At 55.0% G+C, this 23,332-nt stretch carries 32 protein-coding genes; 2 read left to right on the top strand and 30 right to left on the bottom strand.

Features of this window, described 5'->3' with window-relative positions; translation table 11 throughout:
* From FAES_RS30370 to FAES_RS11470, 30 genes are all read right to left on the bottom strand, one after another.
* Positions 1–159, bottom strand: a complete 159-nt coding sequence (locus tag FAES_RS30370) for a hypothetical protein (protein WP_158408770.1) — start codon at positions 157–159, stop codon at positions 1–3.
* Between the two features lie 110 nt (positions 160–269).
* Complete coding sequence (locus tag FAES_RS11610) at positions 270–1,079, bottom strand: N-6 DNA methylase (protein ID WP_015331403.1); 810 nt, start codon at positions 1,077–1,079, stop codon at positions 270–272.
* A 43-nt stretch (positions 1,080–1,122) separates the two neighbouring features.
* Complete coding sequence (locus FAES_RS11605; RefSeq protein WP_148289347.1) at positions 1,123–1,824, bottom strand: hypothetical protein; 702 nt, start codon at positions 1,822–1,824, stop codon at positions 1,123–1,125.
* Between the two features lie 406 nt (positions 1,825–2,230).
* Positions 2,231–2,974, bottom strand: a complete 744-nt coding sequence (locus FAES_RS11600; RefSeq protein ID WP_015331401.1) for a GREB1-related protein — start codon at positions 2,972–2,974, stop codon at positions 2,231–2,233.
* Entirely contained in the window at positions 2,953–3,576 is a 624-nt protein-coding gene (locus FAES_RS11595) for a ParB N-terminal domain-containing protein (RefSeq protein WP_015331400.1), read from the bottom strand. The genes FAES_RS11600 and FAES_RS11595 overlap by 22 nt, the downstream gene beginning before the upstream one ends.
* 18 nt (positions 3,577–3,594) lie before the next feature.
* Positions 3,595–4,248 (bottom strand): hypothetical protein, encoded by a 654-nt coding sequence (locus tag FAES_RS11590; protein WP_015331399.1) that lies wholly within the window; start codon positions 4,246–4,248, stop codon positions 3,595–3,597.
* Positions 4,249–4,293: 45 nt separating this feature from the next.
* Positions 4,294–4,545, bottom strand: a complete 252-nt coding sequence (locus FAES_RS11585) for a hypothetical protein (protein ID WP_015331398.1) — start codon at positions 4,543–4,545, stop codon at positions 4,294–4,296.
* Positions 4,546–4,725: 180 nt separating this feature from the next.
* Positions 4,726–5,112 carry a hypothetical protein gene (locus FAES_RS11580; RefSeq protein ID WP_015331397.1) on the bottom strand — a complete coding sequence of 129 codons (387 nt, stop codon included), beginning with the start codon at positions 5,110–5,112 and terminating at the stop codon, positions 4,726–4,728.
* Positions 5,113–5,121: 9 nt separating this feature from the next.
* Complete coding sequence (locus FAES_RS30025) at positions 5,122–5,322, bottom strand: hypothetical protein (protein WP_015331396.1); 201 nt, start codon at positions 5,320–5,322, stop codon at positions 5,122–5,124.
* A 66-nt stretch (positions 5,323–5,388) separates the two neighbouring features.
* Positions 5,389–6,063 carry a hypothetical protein gene (locus FAES_RS11575; RefSeq protein ID WP_015331395.1) on the bottom strand — a complete coding sequence of 225 codons (675 nt, stop codon included), beginning with the start codon at positions 6,061–6,063 and terminating at the stop codon, positions 5,389–5,391.
* Between the two features lie 92 nt (positions 6,064–6,155).
* A complete protein-coding gene (locus FAES_RS11570; RefSeq protein ID WP_015331394.1) occupies positions 6,156–7,148 on the bottom strand; it encodes a hypothetical protein in 993 nt (330 codons plus the stop codon).
* 59 nt (positions 7,149–7,207) lie between these two features.
* Complete coding sequence (locus FAES_RS11565; RefSeq protein ID WP_015331393.1) at positions 7,208–7,708, bottom strand: hypothetical protein; 501 nt, start codon at positions 7,706–7,708, stop codon at positions 7,208–7,210.
* Complete coding sequence (locus tag FAES_RS11560; protein ID WP_015331392.1) at positions 7,708–8,604, bottom strand: S49 family peptidase; 897 nt, start codon at positions 8,602–8,604, stop codon at positions 7,708–7,710. Before FAES_RS11560 ends, FAES_RS11565 begins: the two co-directional genes overlap by 1 nt.
* Before the next feature lie 159 nt (positions 8,605–8,763).
* The gene (locus FAES_RS11555) at positions 8,764–9,048 is read right to left on the bottom strand and encodes a hypothetical protein (protein WP_148289345.1); all 285 of its coding nucleotides are present in this window, start codon (positions 9,046–9,048) and stop codon (positions 8,764–8,766) included.
* 86 nt (positions 9,049–9,134) lie between these two features.
* On the bottom strand, positions 9,135–9,590 hold the full coding sequence (locus FAES_RS11550; RefSeq protein WP_158408769.1) for a DUF1353 domain-containing protein: 456 nt from the start codon (positions 9,588–9,590) through the stop codon (positions 9,135–9,137).
* A 41-nt stretch (positions 9,591–9,631) separates the two neighbouring features.
* A complete protein-coding gene (locus FAES_RS11545) occupies positions 9,632–10,075 on the bottom strand; it encodes a hypothetical protein (protein ID WP_015331390.1) in 444 nt (147 codons plus the stop codon).
* A gap of 13 nt (positions 10,076–10,088) precedes the next feature.
* The gene (locus FAES_RS11540; RefSeq protein ID WP_015331389.1) at positions 10,089–12,959 is read right to left on the bottom strand and encodes a phage tail-like protein; all 2,871 of its coding nucleotides are present in this window, start codon (positions 12,957–12,959) and stop codon (positions 10,089–10,091) included.
* A 3-nt stretch (positions 12,960–12,962) separates the two neighbouring features.
* Positions 12,963–13,544, bottom strand: coding sequence for a hypothetical protein (locus FAES_RS11535; protein ID WP_015331388.1), 582 nt, complete (start codon positions 13,542–13,544; stop codon positions 12,963–12,965).
* Positions 13,545–13,732: 188 nt separating this feature from the next.
* The gene (locus tag FAES_RS11530) at positions 13,733–14,209 is read right to left on the bottom strand and encodes a hypothetical protein (RefSeq protein WP_015331387.1); all 477 of its coding nucleotides are present in this window, start codon (positions 14,207–14,209) and stop codon (positions 13,733–13,735) included.
* A 592-nt stretch (positions 14,210–14,801) separates the two neighbouring features.
* On the bottom strand, positions 14,802–15,014 hold the full coding sequence (locus FAES_RS11525; protein WP_148289344.1) for a hypothetical protein: 213 nt from the start codon (positions 15,012–15,014) through the stop codon (positions 14,802–14,804).
* Positions 14,965–15,462, bottom strand: a complete 498-nt coding sequence (locus tag FAES_RS11520) for a hypothetical protein (protein ID WP_041257790.1) — start codon at positions 15,460–15,462, stop codon at positions 14,965–14,967. Before FAES_RS11520 ends, FAES_RS11525 begins: the two co-directional genes overlap by 50 nt.
* Positions 15,459–15,881, bottom strand: coding sequence for a hypothetical protein (locus tag FAES_RS11515; RefSeq protein ID WP_015331385.1), 423 nt, complete (start codon positions 15,879–15,881; stop codon positions 15,459–15,461). The genes FAES_RS11520 and FAES_RS11515 overlap by 4 nt, the downstream gene beginning before the upstream one ends.
* Positions 15,882–16,190: 309 nt before the next feature.
* The gene (locus tag FAES_RS11505; protein ID WP_041257788.1) at positions 16,191–16,487 is read right to left on the bottom strand and encodes a hypothetical protein; all 297 of its coding nucleotides are present in this window, start codon (positions 16,485–16,487) and stop codon (positions 16,191–16,193) included.
* Entirely contained in the window at positions 16,487–17,077 is a 591-nt protein-coding gene (locus tag FAES_RS11500; RefSeq protein WP_041257787.1) for a hypothetical protein, read from the bottom strand. Before FAES_RS11500 ends, FAES_RS11505 begins: the two co-directional genes overlap by 1 nt.
* Positions 17,078–17,359: 282 nt before the next feature.
* Positions 17,360–17,539: a hypothetical protein gene (locus FAES_RS11490; protein WP_041257784.1), complete on the bottom strand. Its 180-nt coding sequence runs from the start codon at positions 17,537–17,539 to the stop codon at positions 17,360–17,362.
* Positions 17,532–17,771, bottom strand: coding sequence for a hypothetical protein (locus FAES_RS11485; protein ID WP_158408768.1), 240 nt, complete (start codon positions 17,769–17,771; stop codon positions 17,532–17,534). The genes FAES_RS11490 and FAES_RS11485 overlap by 8 nt, the downstream gene beginning before the upstream one ends.
* A gap of 108 nt (positions 17,772–17,879) precedes the next feature.
* Positions 17,880–20,831 carry a primase-helicase family protein gene (locus tag FAES_RS11480; protein ID WP_015331380.1) on the bottom strand — a complete coding sequence of 984 codons (2,952 nt, stop codon included), beginning with the start codon at positions 20,829–20,831 and terminating at the stop codon, positions 17,880–17,882.
* Positions 20,832–20,961: 130 nt separating this feature from the next.
* Positions 20,962–21,228: a hypothetical protein gene (locus FAES_RS11475; RefSeq protein WP_015331379.1), complete on the bottom strand. Its 267-nt coding sequence runs from the start codon at positions 21,226–21,228 to the stop codon at positions 20,962–20,964.
* On the bottom strand, positions 21,225–21,383 hold the full coding sequence (locus FAES_RS30365) for a hypothetical protein (RefSeq protein ID WP_015331378.1): 159 nt from the start codon (positions 21,381–21,383) through the stop codon (positions 21,225–21,227). The genes FAES_RS11475 and FAES_RS30365 overlap by 4 nt, the downstream gene beginning before the upstream one ends.
* A gap of 54 nt (positions 21,384–21,437) precedes the next feature.
* Complete coding sequence (locus tag FAES_RS11470) at positions 21,438–21,734, bottom strand: hypothetical protein (protein WP_041257783.1); 297 nt, start codon at positions 21,732–21,734, stop codon at positions 21,438–21,440.
* A 129-nt stretch (positions 21,735–21,863) separates the two neighbouring features.
* On the opposite strand from FAES_RS11470, the gene FAES_RS11465 reads away from it, so the two are divergent.
* Together FAES_RS11465 and FAES_RS28975 are read left to right on the top strand one after the other, a co-directional pair.
* Positions 21,864–22,184, top strand: a complete 321-nt coding sequence (locus tag FAES_RS11465; RefSeq protein ID WP_051054084.1) for a helix-turn-helix domain-containing protein — start codon at positions 21,864–21,866, stop codon at positions 22,182–22,184.
* 77 nt (positions 22,185–22,261) lie between these two features.
* Complete coding sequence (locus FAES_RS28975) at positions 22,262–22,900, top strand: hypothetical protein (protein WP_051054081.1); 639 nt, start codon at positions 22,262–22,264, stop codon at positions 22,898–22,900.
* Positions 22,901–23,332: the final 432 nt, after the last annotated feature.

Here is a 23,332-nt window from a genome sequence, read left to right as displayed (position 1 = left end):
TTAGTAGGGGCGGTTTAGGCTGGTGTTAACGTGTAGGATGATGGCAGTAGGGTACTCCTGCTCGAATAGGGCGATGGCCGTTTGAATGAGATTACACTGGATTTTGGTGCTACCATTGGGGCCGTTGACCTCTTGGAAATGAATTGTGAACGTGAACATTTTAGCTTCGTAGTCAGGGGATTATGTGTCTCGACTACCTCTGTATATTCTCCCAGCAGATCGGTTATACAATTCGTCAATCCTGAAATATTTTTCGTTTTTTTTCAGCCCTAAAACAGGCTCAGTTGCCCCATCTGGACCGATTTAGCCGCGGGTGGTACGGGTGCCGGCGCTTTCGGGTCGACGCGCTTTTTTTCCTCCCAGGCAGCCTTTTCAGCCTGCCATAAGCGCCACGCCCGGCACTGCTCTTTGGTGATCGGCTCGATGCTCGGACAGCCTGTACGGTTCAGGCGCGGGTTGATGTTGTAGCCGAAAAACCAGTCATCGGGCGTCAGGGAGTTCATGCATACCGCCTGCCCCACGCAGCCATGTATGCACATATTGACGGCCGACATCTTGGCGCAAATGCGGTCCAGGTCGGCGGCGTACTGGTAGTTGCCCGGAGCCGAGGTATGAGCCGCCAGCAACATCCGCCCGGAGCCGCTGCATGGGTCCTGGATGCTGAAGCCCTTCCCCTTCAGATCGGGCGTGAAGCCCGTCATAATGGTCATCATATCGCAGACCTCCGGGGGCGTGAAGAATTGACCCAAAACGCCCTTTTTGGAGTTGGGCGCAATGACCTCGTAGAACGTACCCAGCGCATCGTACCAGTCGCCCGGACCATCCCCGACGATCATCTGTTGCTGCACCAGCAACCATTCGCGGGTCATATCGGTGAACCAGTCGAGCGAACCGTGCTTCTGCTTCAGCCGCTCGCATTCGCTCGGGCGGCGATCCGTCTGACGGACCGGCATGAAGGCCTCCACCAGAAAGTCGACCCAATCGCGGAAGGAGTCCGCGTAATCCCATTTGTAGTCGTTTGTAGAAAATACCTTATTGAGCGCCCGCAGCTCGTGCGGCACGTCGGTTGATTTCGGCATGGCAGTAAATGAAAAAGCCCCGTCGAGTGACGGGGCGTGGTGATCAGAAGGGAACGGTATCGGTCAGGGCCGGGTGAACAAGCTGGGTCATCTTCAGCAGGTGCTCGGCGTAGTAGTCCTTGATGCGGAAGGTGGTCAGCCCCTGAAACCGGCTTTCGATGTGAGTCAGCTGCCACTGGAGCGGCGAGACGAACCCGCCCGGCTTCCAGCTTTTGACGAACTCAATAGCGTCCTCCATCGTGACCGGGATGGGTGCCACCTCGTTGATTTCCTGTAGCTGCACATCCAACTCGATCCCGGTCTTTTTGAACCAGCTTTTCGATACGTCGCCCAGGTGGTTGCGATCGCCCCAGCGCTCGAAGTTGTCTTTGGGGAAAGGCCGCAGGTACTCGTTGAGGACCGTTTCAGCAGACAGGTACATCGTCGCATCGATGCGAACGCGCTGCCACAGGCGGGCCAGTTCCAGGGGGTTGACCGAGTTCTCGAGCAGATAACTCGTTTCCTGCGCTTCACTCTCCACGCCTTCCGGGAGCAGGGTGGGCAGCTGAGCCAGGTGCGCCACCGTGTAGATGCCCAGCTGGGCGCAAATCAACCGGTCGAGGTTGTTAATGTGCATCTGGCGGCCTACCTGGCTAGCCCATGCATTGTAATCGGCTTCGCTTTTGCCGGTGGTGGTCATGAACCGATCCCGGTTTCTGCGGGGCGGGGTCTGGGCGGTCCGCCGCTGCGGTGCTTGCGCTTCCATTTTCTGAGATATATTGGGGTTGAACATCCCCTGTATATTCTCCCAGCAGAACGGATTAACAATTTATCATTCCTTACTTTTTCCAATAAAATCCTCTGTGCTTTACTAAAATAAGGAAGCCCGCTCAAGTTGAGCGGGCTTCCTTATCGTATTGGATGGAGCCGCCTCACAGGGGTGGCTAAGCCAACCAACTCACTAAGCTTTGCTTTTTTAGTAGCGTAGATTACTGCCGCCTCCCGAGTCGGAAAATAGCCAACAATAGACTGATTAGCCTCATCTTCTACATACCAGCCGCCCAGGCCTCGCCCAACATTGTACCGATTCGTCTGCATAGCGTAACCTTTAAGTCTCTATAACCCGATGCAGACCAGAGAGTTTGCAGTCTCAAACCCCTAAAAAATCATGGCTAGAATGGAAGTTTTAAGGTTTTCTGAAATGGATGCTTGAGCTTGCTTTTCGCACTCGACTTTTTCAACGTAATAATGTCGGACCCAAATACGCGCTGCAGCAGCTTAAAATCAGCTTCCTCAGCCTCCACGTTCCGAAACTCCGACAGCCCGCCCGGATTGACAAATGTGTCCTTCTGGGCAAAGTAGAACCGCGTATCCTTCCAGCTGAGCCGGTGTTCGTATGCGTTCAAACAGCTAATCCAGTAATCCTCGTTGACCCGAATCTCCGGGCTATACCACAGCTTCGATCCTGACAGTACACCATGCGCGCAGCCGGTATGATAGCCGGCCAGATCAATCGGCCCCATCGGGTTGTATAGCACCGGAGCGGGTACGTGGCTGAAGGAAAACAGGAACGCCCCGGCCTGCCGACAGGCATCAGCCGTAGCCTGGATCAGCGCGTAAGCTGTCGCTGGGTCTACCTGCGACTTTTCCCCCGGCTCCGTATACACCCGCTGCATCGACGCAATGTCATCGTCGAGCATGAAGACCGAACCAAAGTGTTTGATGATCCAGTCGCGCTTTCGGGCCAGCCCAATTACTGAGTCGGGGTGTGTGACAATCTCGCAGCCCGGATTATTACGCTGATAGTCGTCGGCCTGGGCGTCCGGTACGCAGATGATCGTGTTCTCGACGACGGCAGTGGTCCGTACCCGCGTGGCCCGCTTGTGGCTCGGAATTACGATTTTGCAGCTTTCCATGCGTCGATGAACTGTTTGGCGTGAATGACGCTGGTACGGCCTACCCGGTCTGATTTGTAGCTTTTAGCCTGTTCTAGCTGCAATACCTCCGCCACGTGGTTGGCGTCGATGGCGTTCGTACAGATGATCACGACCGCGCTGTACTGCTCCGAGAACTTGGCCACGATCGGCAGTTCAGGTACGTCGGCTTTGGTGCTGGTCTGCTCGTGCAGTTGCTCCATATCCGCCAGGCTAATGCCGAAATCAGCCAGATCGACCTCCGCGAAATGCTCCCGCAGCAGTTCGTCGACCCAATCCCCTTTGATGGCATTGCTGGCCACGTTGTATTCCTTGAACTCGGCATCGGTCAGCTGCCGGTTCGGTACGCGCACGTCGACCAGTTCATCACCCCGCCCCAGCGCCACCATCGCTTTGCAACGCTGGTGGCCGGCCAGCAGGACGCCATCGGCATTGATGACCGGGATCTCAACCAGCCCAAACTTCTCCAGGCTCTCGCGCAGCTTGCGGCTCTGCTGGGCCGTCATCTTGCGCGGGTTGTACTCGTAGGGCAACAGATCAACAACCTTGCGTTGCTGCGTTGTCCAGGCTAATTTCTCTAACATGGGTGCTAACTACGTTGACTAACTCAGTTTAAAGTCCATTTCCTGAATCTTCAGCTCACATTCGGCCAGTTCGCGTTCCCACTCGGCCCGCTTGCCTAGTTTAGCTTTTGGGTTGGCCAGCTTTTTCTTCAGCTTCGATTTCTGATCGATCAGCCGCCGCTTTTGGTAGGCCAGCTGGTAGCGTTCAGGATCATCACCCGGCAGCTGCGGCAGCCCGGCATCGTGGCTGGCTTCGGCCTTTTCTTCGGGTAACCGCCGGTTACGCTCCAAGTAGCGTTTGCGGTCCCAGATCGCCTCGATTTGCGCTTTGAGGTCCAGAATTGGGCCGGTCAGTTCCGGGCAAGCCACGCCGTCAGGTACCTGGTACAACTGGTTGCTGAGGCCGGCCATTTTCCGGTTCAACCTGTCAGCGTCGGCGGACATCTCGGCCTGGAGTCGAGCGTACTCATCACCGCTCAGGGTCGGCCCTTCCAGTTCAGGCGCATAGGCCTGCGGCTGGTCAACTCGCGGCGATGCTGAAGGAAGGGGTTTAAAGTCTCTCTGTGCCTCCAGATCGGCCAAACGCGCCTTTGCCCCATCTAGCTCCATCTGGGATGCTCGTCGCGCCCCTACGAGCGATTCTAGCATTTGTACGGTGGCTTTTTGCTGGCGAATGAGGTCCTGAAGATTCATGCCAACAAAAAACCCCCACCTTTTCGGGTGAGGGTAGGACGGGCATTAGGCCTCGTCATCGTCACCATTGCCATCATCGGGCTTGTCGACGATCAGTTGTTGGAAGGTCCCGACCGCTTCTCGGTAGGCCCAGGCCTGGTGCTCGGCCTGTACGTCGGTAAACCAATCGCTTGGCGGTTTGTTGGCGGGTAGCTCCAGATAACGCTCCAGCACGAAGCTTAAATGAGCCGCATCCACGCCCGCCTCGTGCAGATGAACACGCAGGTCGGTAAACCCTTCGGGCGCTGGAATGGGCATATGGGAGCCGGTTGGTCACTGCTAACTTTCATCTCTCGATGACCGTGTCGTACTCACAACGACGTGCCAACCGACGTGTCTTGGGTCACGCCGGTTGGTCATCGAGAAAAACTGAAAGTTAGCGGCACAAACATACGAAAAAGCCCAGCCGGGTCAAGGGCTAGGCTTTCGCTGACGGGGTTAATTCTGGGGCTGGTTCGGGTCATCCTCGCTACCAGCACCCTCCTCGTCGGGTTCGGGTTCAGGCTCTGGCTCCTTCGTCATCTCGGCCAGCTGCTCGTTGAATTTGGCTTGGATCGCCGCCTGTTCGTCGGCTCGTGCCTGCTCCTGAATGGCCGTGATCTCCTCCGGGGTCTTGCCCGCAAATTGGGCATTAATAGCCGCCTGATCCTTCGCGTTTTGCAGCGTTCGCACGATGTAGCCCAGATTCCCCAGCGGGTCAGTTTCCAGCGCCGAGCCTTTGAACTCGCCATTAGTCATGGCGTTGAGCGCCGCCACCGCGTTTTTGCCCGCGTTGCCCAGGCTCTTGAGCACGCCGTCAATTTTGTTGCTGTCTAAGTTGTACATGAGCTGTTTTTATTGGGCAGCTTCAGGGGAAGCTACCAGTTCAATATAACCCTTCGCCAAATCTGAGCCCTCATACAGAGTGGCCAGCGCCAACTGGGGCGTGTTGTGGTCGAGCAGCGTTTCGCCCTCGCCCGTTTCGAGCTTGATCTTGCCCGCGAATTCGTCTTTGACCTGATACACGTTGATTGGGAGTTTACTGCGTTTAGCCATAAAAAAAGGCCCCTCCGCGGCGGCGTACCGTCCTGACGAGAGAGGCCCGGTTTAGGTACGTACCTGTTAAGCCGGCAGGGGCACGACCACCGTGGGGCCCAGCAGGGGCGGGTGGAAGGCGTAGCCCGACCCTTTGAACTTGAAGTCGAGTTGGAGCTTATCGTCGCCCTTAGCACCGGTATCGCTCGCATCCTCGAAGGTCAACGGCTCCAGCTTGGTGCCGTATACCGACCGATCGCCGTTTTTGTAGTAGATGATGGCCACCCCGCCGCTATTCAAGGTTTTATCCAGCGCATCGATCTGCGCCGCCTCGTAACCGGCAAACTTGCCCTCTCCGTCCACGTCGACAGTCTGATAGCCCAGGTCCCCTTTCCGGGCGGATTTGGCCCGGCCAGTATTCGTATCGAAGGTCAGCACCGCACCAACTACCCCAGCGGCTACCGGGGGTGGGGTCGAGAGAACACCCGCCGTAATGTCCTTTTGCAGGGGCCAGTCGGTGGTAAGGTCCGTATCGGCAAACAGTACCATTTTGGTGATACCGCCGATGTTGGCCACTCCGCGTACTTTGCGGCTGATGCCGGTGAATACTGCGCCAGCTGCGCCGCAGACGATCGGATCAGCCGAGAACATGAAGTCGTGCAGACTCACGGGTACCATCGCCTGCACATCAGCGGGAAAAACGGCGCTGGCAACCATTACCAGCGCGAAGAGAAACGAACCGATAAGCCGTAAATTCTTCATTGTCAAAAGAGAGAAAAAGGTGAAGTAAAAAAGCGGTGAACATCTGTGATGAACATCCTAGCTGTGACTCAGACTGCCGATCGTTGGACCGCTTACTTATCGTTCATGAACAGTACCCGGCCATCGGCGTAGTCGATGCCCAGTTCCCCGTCCAGGAAGAGTTTGAGGTTACGATCCGCCGATTCGATCTGGATCGAGGGAATGTCCTCGGTCGTGTCTTCTGGCCCCATCACCGCCAGGTTGCCCGGCAGCGTCAGCAGCTGCTTATCGGTACCTTTCAGCCACGTGCGCGGCTCGATCGACGATTTTGGCAGGAACGCCAGCCGCAGCTTACCATTCTCGCGGTACACGATCTGCTGGTTGTTGCTCAGCTGCGAATCCAGCGCCTGGGTGATGTAGACGATGTGCATCGGATCGACGGCGATAATCACCTCTTCCTCCAGCGGCTCGTCCATTGCTCCGAAGAACAGCAGGCCCAGCTTCTGCAACTCCGTCAGCACGTTGCTGGCGTTGATCGTAGCGGCCGAAGTCACGATGTTGGCCACCGGGATGTCGCCAACCCAACCCGTTCCCGTCGTGGCGATACCTTGAGTAAACTTCAGCTTCAGACCATCCATGATGTCGATCGCGTTGGTACCGGTCGCGTTGTAGACGCCCTTGTAGACAAAGCCCAGCGCGTCCTTGCGGCACTGCGCCATCACGTTTTCCATGTACCAGTTCATAGCCTCGAAGCTGTAGATATCGCTTGAGTCGGTCGGCTTTTTCTTAGCCAGGTACGTTTTAGTCCAGGCGTACAGCGTCTGCTCATCCAGCTTCAGGTTGGCCTGAAACGGGCGCAGCATACCCTCACGGCCCGCCAGTTCGACCCCACCTTTGAAGTTAGGGGTACCACCCTTACGGCCCGGTTGCAGCATCGACGTGGTCGAGCTGCGGATCAGGGGCACCTTGTCCCGAATCTGGTAAGGGGTAAATAACCGGTCCTGCTTGATATTGAAACCGTTGGACTGGTTGAGGCGAAAAATTTTAGAGTAGTCGGCTACATTCTCCTTGAGTTTGGCCGCTAGTCTGGATACGTCAACTGACATGTCGCAAAAAAATTAAGATGTGAAAAAAGAGGGTGAAAGGCGCTTGGAGCCGGTTGGGGCTATTCCTCGTCGGCGACCGTATGCAGGCCAGCCATCAGACCGGGATACTTGGCCGCGAGTCGGTTCTTGTCTTCCAGAATCTTCTGATCCTTATCGCTCATCGTGCTGACAGGGGCTGGCTTCTCCTTACCGTTGCTCGTATCGCTGCCCATGTTGGTGCCTTTCAACGAGGCCTGATAGGCATCCCACTGGCCCGCTTTGGCCTGCGCTTCGGTAGCCAGCTTGTTAGCAGCCGTCAGGTCGCCGTTTGCTTTCTCCAGCGCCGTTTCCGAGGCCGTGAGTTTGTCCTGGGTTTCCTTCAGCGTCGCGTTGGCCGTGGCCAGATCATTCGCCACGGCCTGATTACCCTCGGCCTGGGCGTCGAGCCGATCCTGTACTTCCTGCGCGTCTTCAGCGAAGGCGTTGAACTGTTCGGTACCCAGGGCTTCCGAAAGCGCCTTTTCAGACTTCGGAAACAGGGCGGCGATGATCGCCGTAACTGGTTTAGTGGTTTTAGCCATTATTGTTTGGAAAGTTGAATTGCTCGTTGATAGGCCTGTTGAAACGTACCTTTAGCGTCAGCCAGGCCCAGTTTGACCGCCTGATTAGGCAGGTACATTTTGCCGGTGAACACCTCATCGGACTTGATTTTGCCTGCCCGGCCCCGGCGCACGTAGCCGACGAACTCCGAGCGGCAGGCGTTAAGGGTCGTCTGCAACTCGGCCCGCGTGAGGTCCGAAATCGGCTCGACGCCATTCACCAAGGCTTTGTCCTGGGAGCCATCCGCCCGCATGATTTCCACCTCGATGCCCTGCTTTTCGAGTGCCTTACTCTGGTTTGTCAGCACCATCAGCACGCCAATGGAGCCGATACCGCCTACCTGCTGATCTTCCACCCAGATTTCGCGCCCCTGGCTGGCCACGAACAGCGCTGCCGAGGCGGCAAACGGCGTCCAGGTCACTACTGGCTTGATGGCATCGACGGCCCGGATTGTGTCGGCAAAGGCCTTGGTGCTGTCGACGGTACCGCCCGGTGAGTTCACGCGCAGCAGAATGGCGCGGGTAAACTCATCGCGGCCCAGGATATTGGCCCAGGCCATGAGTGTTTCGTTACCATACGAGCAGAGTTCCCCCGAGCGCGACATGGCCCCATTGATCGACAGGATGCCAATGCCGTCTTTGGTGCGGAAGTAGTCGGCAATGCGTTGTTCACTACCCGTCAGCCCGGCGGTGATGGCCAGCTGCCCGCGCGGCGTGATTTGCTGGATGAGCGAGGCCCCTTCGTGCTGATTGGCCAGCAGGAGCGATTCGGGCAGAGGGTGTTTGCCAGCCTCCAGGCGGGGCCGGATTACCTCCCGCATCCGTTCGGCGTAGCCATAGTCGAGGTACCAGGTACCAGCAAAAGAAAAGCCCGTCATGAGTGTCTGTCTGGAAAAGGACCGCACGGGCGGCCCCGGCTACAAACATGCTGGGTCAAAACCCCTCACCATAGGACACAAAAAACCCCGTCTGTAACCACAGACGGGGTTTCCCTATTACCGTAACTTATACGTTGACAACCGGGACGATCCTATCAATCACTGAGCAACCCCAGTAGGATGCCACTTGGCCTGGACTAAACGATCCAATATCCTATCGGTTATATGCCCAGCCACTATCAGCGCAAGCTGCCCCTCATTAGTATCAACCGATGCATTCGGAAACTCATTGTAGTTAACCACAACGACAAGTTCTTGCTCCCGTCTGCATACAACTCGGGCAAACTCTTTTAGCACCGGCACAAAGGTGAACGTCAGTTCCACATCAGCGTACTGTCTATGAACAGCTTCAGTTACCCATTGTTTGATGAGCTGCTTTTCCATCTCAAAGTCCATGGTGATTCATTTACAGTTTTGGAAGCCTAAATATGAATCACACCGTTTCAAAAGCCAAAAACCGCTAAGTATCTCTACTGAAACTTTCGTGTACGGTCATTTCGGCGGTATCCTCGCCAATTCCACCAGCCTAAACATCGCACCGCTACCCAATACAGGCCATTTCGCCATTGGCACGGCGCCATTTGCTCCATTAAGCGATAATACGCCTCATCGGCATAAGCGCGTGGATCATCGATGTCGATGGATAGCAACCGAGACGGGCATTCCAGGACTGCCGCCCGAAGCTGCTTTTGCTGCTGCTCAAACACCTCCCAGTGCATATACAGAAAGTCATGTACGATCGCCGCCAGATTGGTTTTCGCATCGTAATGAGGCAACAGCACATCAAGCAGTCTCGGCGTCGAGTGGCCATCACTCACGAAGTCGGCTGGAATAACCACTACCCGGCTATCAAATAACTCGACGAAAATTGGCTCCGCAACCACAAACTGGTCTGACTTCTGGGTTTCGCTGTCCAGATAGACCAAGACCCGATACCTGGTATCGTCGTTACTAATCCGCTGTACCATCACAGTCCGCCCCGTCCATCAATTTTACTAATTTCAGCACTGATCAGCGCGTACAGCCCGTCAGCGAAGCTATCCTCTTCGGTCAGGCCTGCCATGGCCATCACCTGCGCGAAGGTCAGGCTCCGAAAGAACTGAAGCTGCGGAATGGCTCCTTCCGCATCCGCCGCTACGACCTGACCAGTCGCATCCACGAAGGCCCCCTCCGTAGTGCGCGTGACCAGCTTGGTCTGGTAGAGCGTGGCCAGCTCCTGGCGCTGCTGCTCGGTCAGCGTTTCGTCGGCCGCCGCTTTCTCCAGCAGCGATACGCCCTGATCGTCGCAGTAGACGATGTTGGTCTGCTGCACCATCTCACGGTTAGCCAGGATGGTGAATGAAGCAAAAACGCCCAGCCGGTTGAGACCTGTCAGCGGCTGGGGGGCAATGGGTTGTTGGATGGTCGACATCGAAAAGAAAAGATTAAGCAATCACCACGTACTGAATATCAATGTTTGCCGTGCCGGCATCGATCGCGCTGTCGGTCGTTGAGATCGTGAAGTCGGTGGCCGTAATGGCCGACACAAACAGCCGCCCCAGCTGATACCTGCCGTTCTTGCTGCGGGCGTCGAGCATCACCACTTTGGGCGCTGCCGTGTAGGCGGTGGCAAACGTCACCTTGCAGACCTCGGCATTCGCGCCAGTACCACTGCCGGCGGTCAGGCTGATCAGGCCAGCCATGTCGGCCCCGCTGATGGCTGCCGCCGCGCCAGTCCCCAAGCCGGGTCGCGCAACGATACCCGGTGTGGTACCGCCAGCTACGATACCGGCTGAACGTACCCGGCCCATCACGTGCAGCTTCTCTTGGGGGTTGTCGGTGCCGATACCTATGGAGCCGGTGGCGGTGATGCGTACCAGTTCCGGGAACGACCCACCGGCCCACCCCTTGAACACGAAGGCATCACCCGCCTGATCGTCCCCAGCGGCTAGCCCAATCCGCCACATCGATATGCCGGTGTTATGAAACTGAAGCTGGGCACCCTTACGACCTGCGGCAGAAAACTTATTGGTAAAGGTGGCAATGACTCCGTCGTTCGCGTTCGTCCCGGCAATCTCCGCCTGCGCGTTGCTGTTGGTCAGGGCGTTCGTGCCCAGCAGCAACTTACCGAGTCCGGTCAGGCGCATGAGCAGGGCCGATAGAGCGGGCGACGTACCGGCGTACCAATTGTAATCGGTGTTGCTCCCATCAACCTGAAGCCGAAACTCGCCGCTGTTGGCCCCCAGCCCGATGAACTGATGATCGTTACCCGTCACCTGCCACATAACTAGCTTCCGGTTGCGGAAGGCGCTCGGCAGCTGTAGCTCGTCCAGGTTCAGTACACCTGCCGCCGTAACGGTTAAGAACTTATGGAAGAAGCCAGCAATCCGCCCCCAGAAGCCGCCAGGCGCACCTGAGTCAGTTACGTACAGTGTCAGCCCATCTGTTTGTGACGGAATCGCGTCACGCTGGACACCCGACATGCGTGGAAACAAAAACCCGGCATCGGTCGAACGTACTTCCAGCGCCGCGCAATCGGGTGGGCCATCGTTGGCCTGAAAGCCAAATGAAGCATACTGCTTATAGTTCCAGCCAAACGGTAGCCGATTCCAGAACCGTCCTTGGTTTGAACTCTTTCCCGAAAACCCACCTAGGCCATGCAGTGCGAAGTTCGATCCTGCCGCGCCTACAGCATCCAATGTTACTCGCACTCGGTTGCCGCCTAAGTCAACCGGCATAAACAGGTAGTAGCTGGAGAACGTAATATTGGTTTCAGCTAGCCTTGTCGTGTAGCTGGTTCCGCCATTGCTTGACGTTTCTACCGTTACTTTCAAGTTTGTCCCAAAGCCGACCGCCCCCGTAAAGTAGCCCATGTAGATAGCTAGCATGGCCCCTTCACTTGAATTATCGGTCTGGATGGTCAGACGGTATTTGTCACCCGCGTAAATGATGGTTTGTGACGCCAAAAAGGGGCGGCCTGCCAGTAGCTTCTGGAAGCCCAGTGAAACCGTCGCGTTTTGCACATCCCAAGCCGACGTGCCCGTATTCCATTTTTCGCACGACTCCAATAACCTGCCTTGAAATATATCGGTATACTGGCTGAATAGAAGCCCCCTCAGGTCTTGAGCAATATTGCCCGTTGGCCCGAAAAGGCTGTTCATTCGGATCGGCAACGCATTGAGCGGAATGCGCTGTAGGGTGGTGCCCTGTTGCAGTACCGCGTAGGTAGTGTCGGCAATACCTCCGCCGTTATTGACTTCAGGAAATGCACTAGCCGTTAATGTGCCCGGAAGGCCCTGAATCCCCTGTGGCCCGCGCACGTCCTGCGCCAAGGCAATATTGGTCGTGAAGCCGGTACTGGTGATATACTGGCCAATGTAATCCGTGGGCTTTGGCCCTTCACCGCCAATGTAGTCGGTCACCTGACGGACTACTCGGTTGCCATCGCTCACGAGTACGGCTATCTGCGTCCAGCCCCGGTTGCCCTGATCGCCCTTGTCGCCTTTGGCCACCAACAGGTCCCAATTGGCTCCCACGCCGCTAAAGCTGCTACCTGATGAGCCGGCTACTTTCCGCACGTAGGCGCTGCCACCAGTGGCCACCACATCGCCAACGGCGTACACCGTGTTAGCCACCCAGGCCCCGCGCCAGTTCAGGCCTGGAATGCCGCGCAGGTTGCCTTTCAGCATCCAGCGGCCCGTACCCAACTCACAGCGGTACACGTCGCCGGTCAGCGTGTGCAGGCACAAATCGCCCCGTTGCCCAAAGGCAGCCGGATCGCTCAGGTCTAGCGGTACCGTGTCGGAGGCAAACCACGAAGCCCCGCGAACATTGACCGCCTGACTCGCGTCAGCGACGATGCCGTTCGCGCCCACGTAACCCAGACCCGGTTTGTTGCCTTCGCCACCAGTCCAGTCGACCACTTTCAGTACTATGCCCTCGACCCAGGTGCCACCTACCGGCGCAGTGCTTTGCAATTGCAGAAGGGGCGACCAGCCTTTAATGCCCTGAGTGCCACGAATGCTCACCGCGTCGGCAATGTTGGCCACCCGGCCTGTGGTGCCGATGTACTCACCCGTATTCGGCTTGGGGCCGAGGCCACCGGTCCAGTCGACGATCTGGATCACCAGCCGTAGTCCGTCGCTGACCAGGCCAAATACTGGAGCCCAGGTGTTGACCGACAGCATGTCGATCATCTGGTCGATGCCATCGGCCAGGTACTCCGCCTTGATGGAGCGAGGCGGGGCGGGCGGCGTGGGTTTGAGCCACCTCCGAAAAAACGCCTTCACGTCGGAAGGCTGGTAAGGCTGCGCCATAAATTATGAGTTGAACTCGTCAGAAAATGCGTAGGAGAATTCCGCGCCTGCGTTCTCGAATAGCCAGAAATCGGAAAAGCCCAGCGCCGGTTGGGGCGTGAGCGTCGAGCCGACCAGGTTGAAGCTGCTGGGGTTCGCCCCAAAGGCGGCCTCGAAACGAAGTGGATACTGCGGCAAGCTGATCAGATGCCCCAGGTCGTTGGCGTCCTGAATGACCGCTACCCAACGTCGACCCATGATCCGGGCTAGCACCAGCTGGGTCTGGGGATGGTAGCGCGGTAGGGTGATGCCTACCGTCTGGGCGTAACCGACGCCCTGCACGCTGGCCACGGTCCGCTGGTTGTAGGTACCCAGCGCCGCGCGGCAGGTGAGGGCCACGTAGGGGAAGGCTTCGCCGTCGATGAGCGTCAGCCCACCTTCGGGCAGCGACCAGCTGGTGAGCGTACCTGGTTGGGTGCGTGGATCGACAACCCCCAGCACGTGCCGGTCTTCCACCAGCCAGAGGCGGCGAATACCAGGCACGTTTGCTTGACCGGCCTGTTTCGGTAGTGCAGGAATGTCAGTGGTCCGGTCGACGGGAGTCATTCGGCAAAGTACCCCCGAAGAATAGCCATTTAGTAGGACGTAGAAACAGCCCCTTTCACGGCAAAAAACCGCCTTTCCAGCGCAGGAAGGCGGTTTTTTGCCGTGAACAACTCGTCAGATGAACGAACAAGTCGGTATATCGGTGAGTACCCCCCAAAAACGGGTGAAGAACTGCCCAACCTTTTTTTTCAATTCAGCGACTGCTGTAGCATGTTGGTCACTTTGCGCTTCATATACCGCTGGTGATCGCGCCATTTCTTTCGGAGCGTATCGGAGGCCACCATGTCTTCAGTGATGCCGTACCGATCCATAAACAGGTTCACCGCGTCGTAATCCGACATGCCCAGCATCAGACTCACCTCGCAGGCCTCCAGGAACATCTGGGAAAACATGTAGCTGAACATCTTCTCCAGCAGCTGCAACTTGTTGGGATGGATGAAGTGGTTTTTGAGCGAGTCGGGATACATCAGGATGACCGATGTGGCCTGATCGACCGCGCAGGAAGGGATTACATGGCGGTAGCCCACCTTCTCGCAGCTTAGCTCGGCCAGTACGCCCAGCATGGATTTTCTTGAAAGCTCGACGGTGGTGGTGTTGTTGCCGAAGCGGGCACAGATGAACTGACGAACGTGACGATCGCGGACAGGTACACAGGTCTTAATCATTGAGTAGAAAGAGGTTGTCGAATCAGCTGCAAGCTATTCGGCGGGTAGTGGAATGGCAGGGACCATTACATCACAAGTTACTACCTAGTGAAAAACTATGCAATAATTTTTCATACGTACACCTACCATTTTGCATTTTTTAGGGGAAAGTACACAACAGCGTCGCTCAGCTGCCGGGAAGTTGCCGCTGGTTAGTTGCTGGGCCAGAGTCGGTAAAACGTGTAATTTTTTTGTAATCCTGTAACAGGCGGCTAAGTAGTTGACTACCAGCATACACAGCCTGTTACGGTTTGTCCAAGGGGTTGTAACAACCCCCGTTGGGTTTGTATCAGCGCTAACTGGCGAAAGGTCAAGGGATTAAGTGTTACAGATTTTTGTAACAGAGTCAATTTTGTTACAAAGACAAAATCTATTTTGTAACACCTTAATGGCTTGACAACCACAGTGTTTGCCCCGTCCCTCCCCCCTCTTTGTTACAGAGTTACAGCCCAAACGTAGTTATAAGGGGAAGATTGCAAAGAAACGGCGGCTGTGGTGGCGTGCGGCACGAAAAAAGGGGCGCGAGGCCCCTTAGAAATAGGATTGTGTTTAGTTAGAACGGCAGCAAGCTGCCGTCGCGGATACGGCCCATCACGTACTCAGTGGTGCGGTAGACCTCCTCTTCCTTCTGCACGTCGAGAAGTTTGGTGTCAGCATGCAGGCCATGCCAGGCGTCGAGTACGATAAATAAGCGGAAGTTGGCCGCATCAATCCACTTACTGTACTGCCGCAGCACCACTTCCGATGGCACTGTGCTCTTGAGCATGGCCTTCTGAGGGGCCGGGGGCGTCTGGGCTGTGTTCATCCTGATCTTGGTTGTAGGGTTCGTCTTTTGCCAACTTGGCCGTTAGGGCCTCCACGCGCAAACTCTCTGACTGCTCGATCATCGTGGCCTGAGCCGACAGCGCCCCGCCAAAGCGATGAATAAACTCCAGCGTAGCCGCCATTTCCCAGCCAACCTTGGTCAGCCACTGCCGCTGCTGGGTACGGCTCATCTTCGTCCACTTTTCCCCCAGCAGTTCGGCCAGCGCCGTTTCCAGCGGCATTTCGCTTACCGCCCGCTTCATCTCGTTCTGGTAGTCGATGTAGTAGCCGTCGACGTATTGTAGGTGCGCCGCGATGCGTTCGCTCGACTCACGCCCCAAGTCGCTCAGGTTTGCGTTGATCAGCATCTGTGCTGCCCGTGCCGCCTCTTTTTTATCGTCCTTTTTCACTTCTTCTTGAGGTTTTTGGCTGCCCGCTTCATAGCGTTGGCCCATGTCATATTCGGTTTTTCGGTCCGCAGGTGTTTAGCTTCTTTAGTCAGCATTTTCATGCGTTTCGAGGTGGCCCTGCCCTGCTTCGTCGTCGGTTTGGCTTTCAGCTTAGGGGCCTTTCCAGAACCGACAATCATCTTGAAGGCCCGGCCCTTCCCGTCGGGATCTTCTTCGTGCTTGAACTGCTCCATCCGCACCAGCACCTTGTGCCGGGGGTAGGCAGCGAAATAGGCAGCAACGCGCTCTTTGATGCCATTCAGATCAGCATAGACGCAGGCATCTAATGAATACAAACCCAACGTACTGATGTATTTCGACACGCCTAGCACGTGGATCGGCTCGTTGTAATTGAACCGAACGACAGGTGTCTTACTCATTCGAATAGCTTGATTTGGTTGTGATATTGGCCGGTCGGGCCATATAGCCGCCGGCGCCAGTTATCGCGTCGATCGTGCGCCAGGTGGCAGACGTGGCACAACGATTTGAGGTTGAAAAAGCTACAGTTAGCGGGGTTGTGATCCAGATGGGCCGTGTGTAGTTCAACCTCCGTACCGGTCTTGGGATGCGGTTCGCCGTGTTTGGCTCCGCACTCCTCGCATTTTCCCTTCGCTCGGACGAACCGAATGAAGTAGCTAATCTTCCGCCATTTCCGGGGGTACTTCTTCCGGTCGATGGGCATAGCATTGCTACTCGGTCAGTGAGGCGATAAACTCAGGCCCCATCAGTTCGACGGCCGCCAGTATATACGCGGCCTTATGCACCTCACGTACATTGTCCTCCAGCGCCAGATTCACTTCCAGCAGGTCGACAATCTTATCAGCCGCCTCGATTGCGTCGCAGCTGTGTTTAGCCATCACCATCCGCAAATCCATTTGCTTCAAAGTCATTATCCACCCCCATTCTAACTCGGTCATGGATGCTCGAAGCTCTTCACGCGTGGCCAGCATATCGCGCACTGTCTCTTTTGATTTTAGGTCTTCCATTACTGCTTGAGTTTGTCTTGTACCTGGTTGATTTGATCAGCTGTTACCAACCCTTCTTCCAATAGCCGCAGCAGCAACGTACCTGCCGCTTCAACCGCCGTAGCGGCGGTGATCTGGCCCTCCAGCCGTGACTTCATTTTAGGGTAGTAGTAATATTGGGCGACGTACTGCCCGAACATATTCATCCCCTGAAGGTGAAGGCCGCACATTTCGCCGTTGATCTCCAGTTTCCAGGGCAGAAGCTCCCATATCTCCGAAAAACTTGAGGCGGGATAGCAAGGGAAGTCTCTTTCGGTCAAAGTCGATGTCCGAACCAAAGCCGGATGTGTAAGATCATGCTCGTCTATTACGAACCAGGAGAAATGCGTGGATAGCCTGAGCCCTTTTTCCTTTAGGGCTTTTGCGGTGGCCACCGTGAGTAAGTGTTTATCGACGAGATTCAGATTAGCCATGTTAACGAGTTGATTTTTGTGATTTCGCACCCCCATCCAATCCACGATCAGCGGTCTTACCATCATGAGCAGCAGCAGACAGATCAGACCCAGCATTAGGCAGATCGATGCGGCTGGCAGGTAGAGCAGCCACTTCATTAGGCATTCTGGGAGCGATGCAGTTTGCGATGGCCACATAGGGCGTGGTGCGTTTTGAACGGCTTGTTACAGTCCGGGCATACGAACGCTGATTCAGAGACAGAGGGCGCGGGAGGAGCAGGGTTCTCCGACGTGGCCAGCCCTTGCAGGAAGGGCAATAGGGGGCGGCGTAAGATGCGGCAGTCTGAGACGATTTGCAGCATCAGATCGTACTGCACGCGCGCCGGTGGATCGGTGGCCAGGCTGGCCAGATTTCTCGCCAGCCTGGCTTCGTTGGGATCATCAACCATCTTCGTCCGTACCTACGGCCTGCTCCATCCAGTCAATTACATCATCCATTGAGTGAAGGGCTTCGTGGACTGGATCGGTTTCGTCAAGCTCGGTCGCGTTCTGGCTAACGTAATCGGATAGTCGTTCTTTGATGCTCTGTAATTCGTCGAGCAAGATTTCAAGTTCATTCATGGCTCTGCTCGATTGGGTTGCCAATGGCAACGTAGGGATTTGGGTACTTGTCGAAATCCCAGCCGTCACGGATCAGGCTGTTACGGGTCATGCTCTCGATGATAAAGCTCTGGTCATCGAGCCGCCCCAGCGGTATCCACTCAATCTGGCCATGTCCGTCTAATGCATCAGGTTCTTGAGGTGTATGGAACACCAGTAGCGTTTGTTCGTCGTTCAGGGGGTATTGAACCATCGGAACGAAGAACAGAAACTGACCTTTGTCGTCTCTCTGTTCTTGATAATCAATCATTTGTCTTACTTGGATTTATGCGGTCCGCCGCCGCGGTGAACATCACTTGTACTAGAAGTTGAGGCTGCTTTCGGGCAGCGAGCCGTCCTGATCGTCCCAATAGCGGCGCTCAGGCACAAGCAGGCTATCGGTCTGGATGTACAGGTATTCATCAGTCGCGGTGTTGCCGGTGGTGACCCACTCTCCGCGCTGGAGCGTGTATTTGTTGTGCCGGCACATGATCCGGCCATCTTTCCCTTTCAGATCATTGGGCTGCAACGTGTAGCCGTTGTAGTTGCACCAGGCTTTGAGCTTGTCCATGAAGCCTTGACTTGACAAGTTTCCCTGCACATTGGTCTTGTAGGTTTCGTAGGCCATGTAGCGCGGTACCAGCCGATCCAGGCGTTTATCATCGGCGTTGAAATACGCATCCGCCCAGGCATGGAAATTTGGCCCCATCTGCGACTTGTAGGCGTTGAGCATGACGTTATCCATCGGCGGCAGGATCTGCCCATGCTGAAGCCACAGCTGCACGCAGCGGGCCATCAGGTTGTAATAGTGGTTCCACTCGGCGGGTGTAAAATCGGCGAACAGCGACTTGCCAAACTCCGAGATCGGTACGCGCTCCTCCCGGTAGGTTCCCTCCGGGTTCTTATGGTAGTAGTCTGAGAAGGCCGTAAACCAGATGCGGCGGTACGTCGATTTGTCGAGCTTCGAGGGCGGGTAGTTACTGGTGATACACAGTTTCGGCGACTTGGCGAAGGGAATCGTGTATTTAGCCTGGCCCTTGGGGTTGACCTCCGTGAACGAGGTAATCATCGAATAGAAAAACTCGAAGTCCAGATGCTTATTGGCATCGTCGATCAGCATCAAATCGGTATGCTCAGTGGTGCCTTCCAGTACGTGCGCGTTATTGGTCAGGTTGGCGTTTCGGCCCGCCAGCATCATCGTCTGCATGAGCCAATCCAGCGAAGTGTAGGCCATCGACTTGCCGGTACCGCCCTGGCTCTCGTCGACGTTGGTGATGCTGTAGTCCATCGCCCAGATGGCAAAGGCGTGGGCCGGGTCTTTGTAGCGGTGCAGCAGATAACCCAGGCTGGCCAGCTTGTTCAGCAAATGCTGTTTCTGCTCGTACTGCTCCTCTTTGGTAAGCAGTGGCCCGGCAATGTCGAACTGGTGTTTCTTCAGGTAGGCATGGCGCTCGTTGTGGGGCAGCTCGTCGGCCTTATCCTCCAGTTCGCGGCGCCAGTACACCCGCGAAGCATTGATTAAATAGCGAAAGAACAGGCAATCCGTGTTGGTGATCTCGATGTCCAGTTCCCCCGTTTTCTCGTCTCTGGTGACCGTAAACGGGGCGTCGTGCAGCTTGACATCGTGCTTGGCTACTTCGTCTTCCCACACATACACGTCGCACTTTTTAGACTCGACCGCCTTCACGCCATCGGCCGTCACGCGCCAGGCTTCATTCTGAAAAAACAGCCACTGGAAATCCCGCCCGAAGTCCTCAAACGTCAGTTTGATGAGCTTCAGGTTATTCATCGAATCCTTACTAAAGTTGGTCGAGCGGTGGAAGGCGTTCAGCAGATCGAGCGAGCTGTAGCGGTCATTGAGGAAATTCTTGACGAAGCGGTTGATCTGGGGAAACTCGATCGGTCGCACCACGTTGCCATCCACGTGCACCAGAATTTCGCCTTTCTTATCGGTGGGCATTTCCATCAGCCCGAATCCATTCCGATATAGGAAATGATAGATCAGCTCGTTGTTGGGCTTGTAGTCGTAGAGGGGCCGGCCAAACTTGGTGACCAACTCCCCATCGCGGGTGCGCCGCACCTCCTCATCCCAGAATTTAAGCGGGTAGGCGTGCTTCAGCAGGTTATCGAAGCTCTTGGTGGTGTAGTAGTTGAAGTAGTCGCGTAGGTCTTTACAGGGCTTCCCTGACAGGCTCCGGCGTTTCTGTAGCTCCTCCGGCAGGTAGATCGTCCGTAGGTCGAGATATTCCATCGCCAGCTTATGCGCTTCCCTACGGCCAGTTTCGTCGATGTCCGGTAGGTTATATACGTACTCGGCCAGCCCCTTCAACTCGTTGTACTGGTAGCTCTCCAGCAGGTCGGTTTCCGAGTTTTTCCAAACGGGCAAATAGCCCAGCACGGCTACGTTCAGGGCATCCGATCCGCCGCTGCATAGAATGATTTCGGGCAGTTTGGTTGGCCCTTTCTTTTCCTCTTTCGTGGTGACAGGGTTACCATCATCGTCGACGGCCGCGCTGGCTTGGGGTTTCATTTCGTCCAGCCGCTTTCTGATCTGCGGCAGGCCGAACATGTATTTGCTGGGCTTTTTGCCCGTCGAGAAAAACCGCAGTCCGCCCTCCTTCGCTTTGGGTATGTAGTACTTTTTCCAATCACCCTCGTCGTAGAGGAACATCGGGTAGGCATCCGTCGACTTGAAAATGAGGGCTTCCCGGTTCTTGATGAAGGTGTAGCTGGCCAGCGAATGCAGGTTATATTTCTGACAGATCGGGAGGGCATTGGCCAGGGCGTTTTCGTCGCTGGGGGCTTCCGCTGCCATCAGGCCCATGCGGCTCAGGTACGTCCACACCTGCTTGGCAAACAGGTGTTTCAGATCAGCGATCGAGAACGGTTTTAGCTGCGGGTAGTATTCGCCTTCAACCTCGTCGGCAGTAGCCGGGCGCTTCTCGAACTCATAACCGCGGGGCGCTTTTTTAGGATCATCGCCCACCAACTGGTAGCGGTCAGTGAGCAGCTTCATGGCGTCGCTAAACTCGATCTGTTCTTCCCGCATCACCACGTCGATGGGCGACATCGAACGCTTAGAGGAACCGTAATCTTTGACGTACCATACGCCGTTGTACTCGCTGATTGTGCAGGAAGGGGTACGTTCGTCGCGGATGCTGAATTTCTTGGAGCGGCTATGCACGCAGGCTTCAGCCTGCGGGTAGTACGCTAGAATGATGTCGAGGCCTCCCCCTGTGGCATCATAAACGTGCTGTGGCGTGATGTTGGTCATTGAGCCACGAAGGAGGGGGTGATAAAATTGGCGCGTAAGGACGCAGCGGGTGCGCCCCAAAAGGATAAAGACCTCATCTCACTGGGGAATAATAAAGGGCGACCTGCTCCTAACAGGTCGCCCGATCGGGTTAGTCCGCGCAACCGTATTGCACGGTAAGCATATTGGTTAGGCTGGTGTGTAGACTCTCCAGCTTCGGTACTGTCAGGCTGACCGTCTTTTGGATGCGGTCATTCCGGTCATACATCGTGTATATGGCCTCCTCCACGCACATGGCTTTAAAGGCGGTTTCGGTACCGGCAATGACGGCCTCAGCTTCGGAAAGCTGGTCATACGTCAACGTACCCAATTGGTCCTGCGCTTGCAGTTCCAGCAGCAGAAATAGGTTAACGATCATGAGCGAGCAGGTAGAGTTGTTGCCATCTTATTTCGGTAATGAGCGACCAAATCAGGCCTTTCGTCGAGTTTGGCCCGGAGCAGTCGGGCGGCGTAGGTTTGATAGGTCTGCACGCGGGCATGTTGCGTGAGGGGATTTGTGATGTAGTTTTGCATTCAGCTTTACAGTTTTGGCCCCGGTACTGTGTTCGAGACAGTACCGGGGCATTTTTATGAATTGGATTTTGTAGGCAAGTCCAAAACAGCTTTACCAGCCGTGTCAATAGGAAATAGGCGTAGAATCAGGTCGACCGTGCGGGCCGTAGCCTGTAAGCTCCCTCGGCCATTGACGATGTTCTGCATTCGGCTATAGCCTACCACATCGGCATAGTAATCATCAGTCTTAGCTAACGCCGCTGCCAAACCTCTCAGCGAATATTTGGGAGGCAGCAGGTCCTGTAGGCGGCCACGCCAGTAATCGACCGTTAGGGCCTGCGTATTCACCGCTCGTTGATTTGGGTAACTCATAGGGTTGACTGCGTAATACCTAAGTCTTACATTTACACAGTATGCGATACTGTGTAATGTCTGCACACCCAAAAGTAATACTTTAAATATTACCTGTCAACATATGGTATCACATTTATCCAATAATAAATGAAGACTCTGGGGGACAGAATAAAAGAAGCGCGTGAAGCCGCCAATCTGAGTCAATCAGAAGTAGCGGAAAAGATGGGTCTGAAAAGTGGGAAACAGACCGTATCTAAATGGGAGCTAAACAAATCTGAACCATCCCTAAGCGACTTAAAACGCTTGGCTTCCCTGCTCAACACGACTGCTGCTTATCTGATAGACGGCACAATCGAGAGCGATCCTATTCCTCAAGGTTATCAACTGATTGAGAAGAATAAGCTACTAGAAATGCAAGAAGAGTTGATCTCGTATCAACGAAAGGAGCTTACTCGTCAAAAAGTCTAGGTGCTCTTGCGAGCCATATTATTATCAATGTCATCACTCAACTAAAGAGTCTACAGCAACTGTCAAACAATCTATATATGCAATTGGAACCTATACCTCAACAACAACCTACCCCTCAACCGAAGAAAGGCAAAAAGATCTGGCCCTGGGTAGTTGGTATTTTTGGTGGCCTTATCATTCTCGGACAGCTATCGAATGATAATTCTCCAGCAGCTTCTACTACCAGTTCCGTCGAAGCTAGCCCAACAGATACTACAATGTTGGCAACCACGGCGGTTGAAGAAAAACCTGTAGAACCCGTATCCAATTGGTACTCATTCGAAAATGAGGATAAAATGGGTGCCAAGAGTACAGTTACGACGGTTGATGCTAAGGAGTTGCTAGAGTTTGATTTTCCGTACAACGGCGGCTCAACAGCTTCGTTCGTGGTACGTCGAAAAGGAGGCGAAACCGATACATATCTCAAAGTATCAAAGGGGCAGTTTAATAGCACATATGACGGTGGTACTGTGCGCATTCGCTTCGATCAGGGCAAACCGACTACCTACTCTTTCTCAGGTGCCTCTGATGGTAGTAGCGACATCGTTTTCATCAACTCTTCGAATGGAATAATTAAGAAGCTACGGACAGCTAAGAGGATGGTGATCGAAGCTGAATTTTATAATGAGGGCCTTCGTCAGATTGAATTTGATGTAGAAGGCTTTAAATGGAAATAAAGTCAGGGGCTGACCTCTAGCGGTCACTTACCCCATTTAGCCTGACATTATTTCAAACTTGTTTCAACAGGTATTTATAAGCCGCTGATTATAAATACCTTATAATAGCTTCTTCGGCCCCGTCCAGTCCGCAAACGAAACGCCTAACTAGTTCACATGAAGCTAGTTAGGCGTTTTTGCTTTTGTTACGTGTACGGAAATAGCATATGGCTTGTGATGTCCTTGTACGTTTTGCCGGAAAACAGGGCGAATGTACTAGACCAATTGGCACCAGAGTTTTATGCCACGGCTTCCGAAACTCTTAGATCATAAGCGATAATTTAACAGACTGCGTGTCAGCGCATAGTACTAAAGGAAGCGAGGCACGACCGACCGACTAGCGGTCAAGTTGGTTCAACGTATCGTTAATCTGCTCGAAAAGATCAGCCTTCT

Origin of the sequence: Fibrella aestuarina BUZ 2 (assembly GCF_000331105.1) — a bacterium.
In the GTDB taxonomy this organism is placed as follows: domain Bacteria; phylum Bacteroidota; class Bacteroidia; order Cytophagales; family Spirosomataceae; genus Fibrella; species Fibrella aestuarina.
Note: the sequence above shows the minus strand (reverse complement) of the source record. Positions and strands in the feature narration are given on the sequence as shown.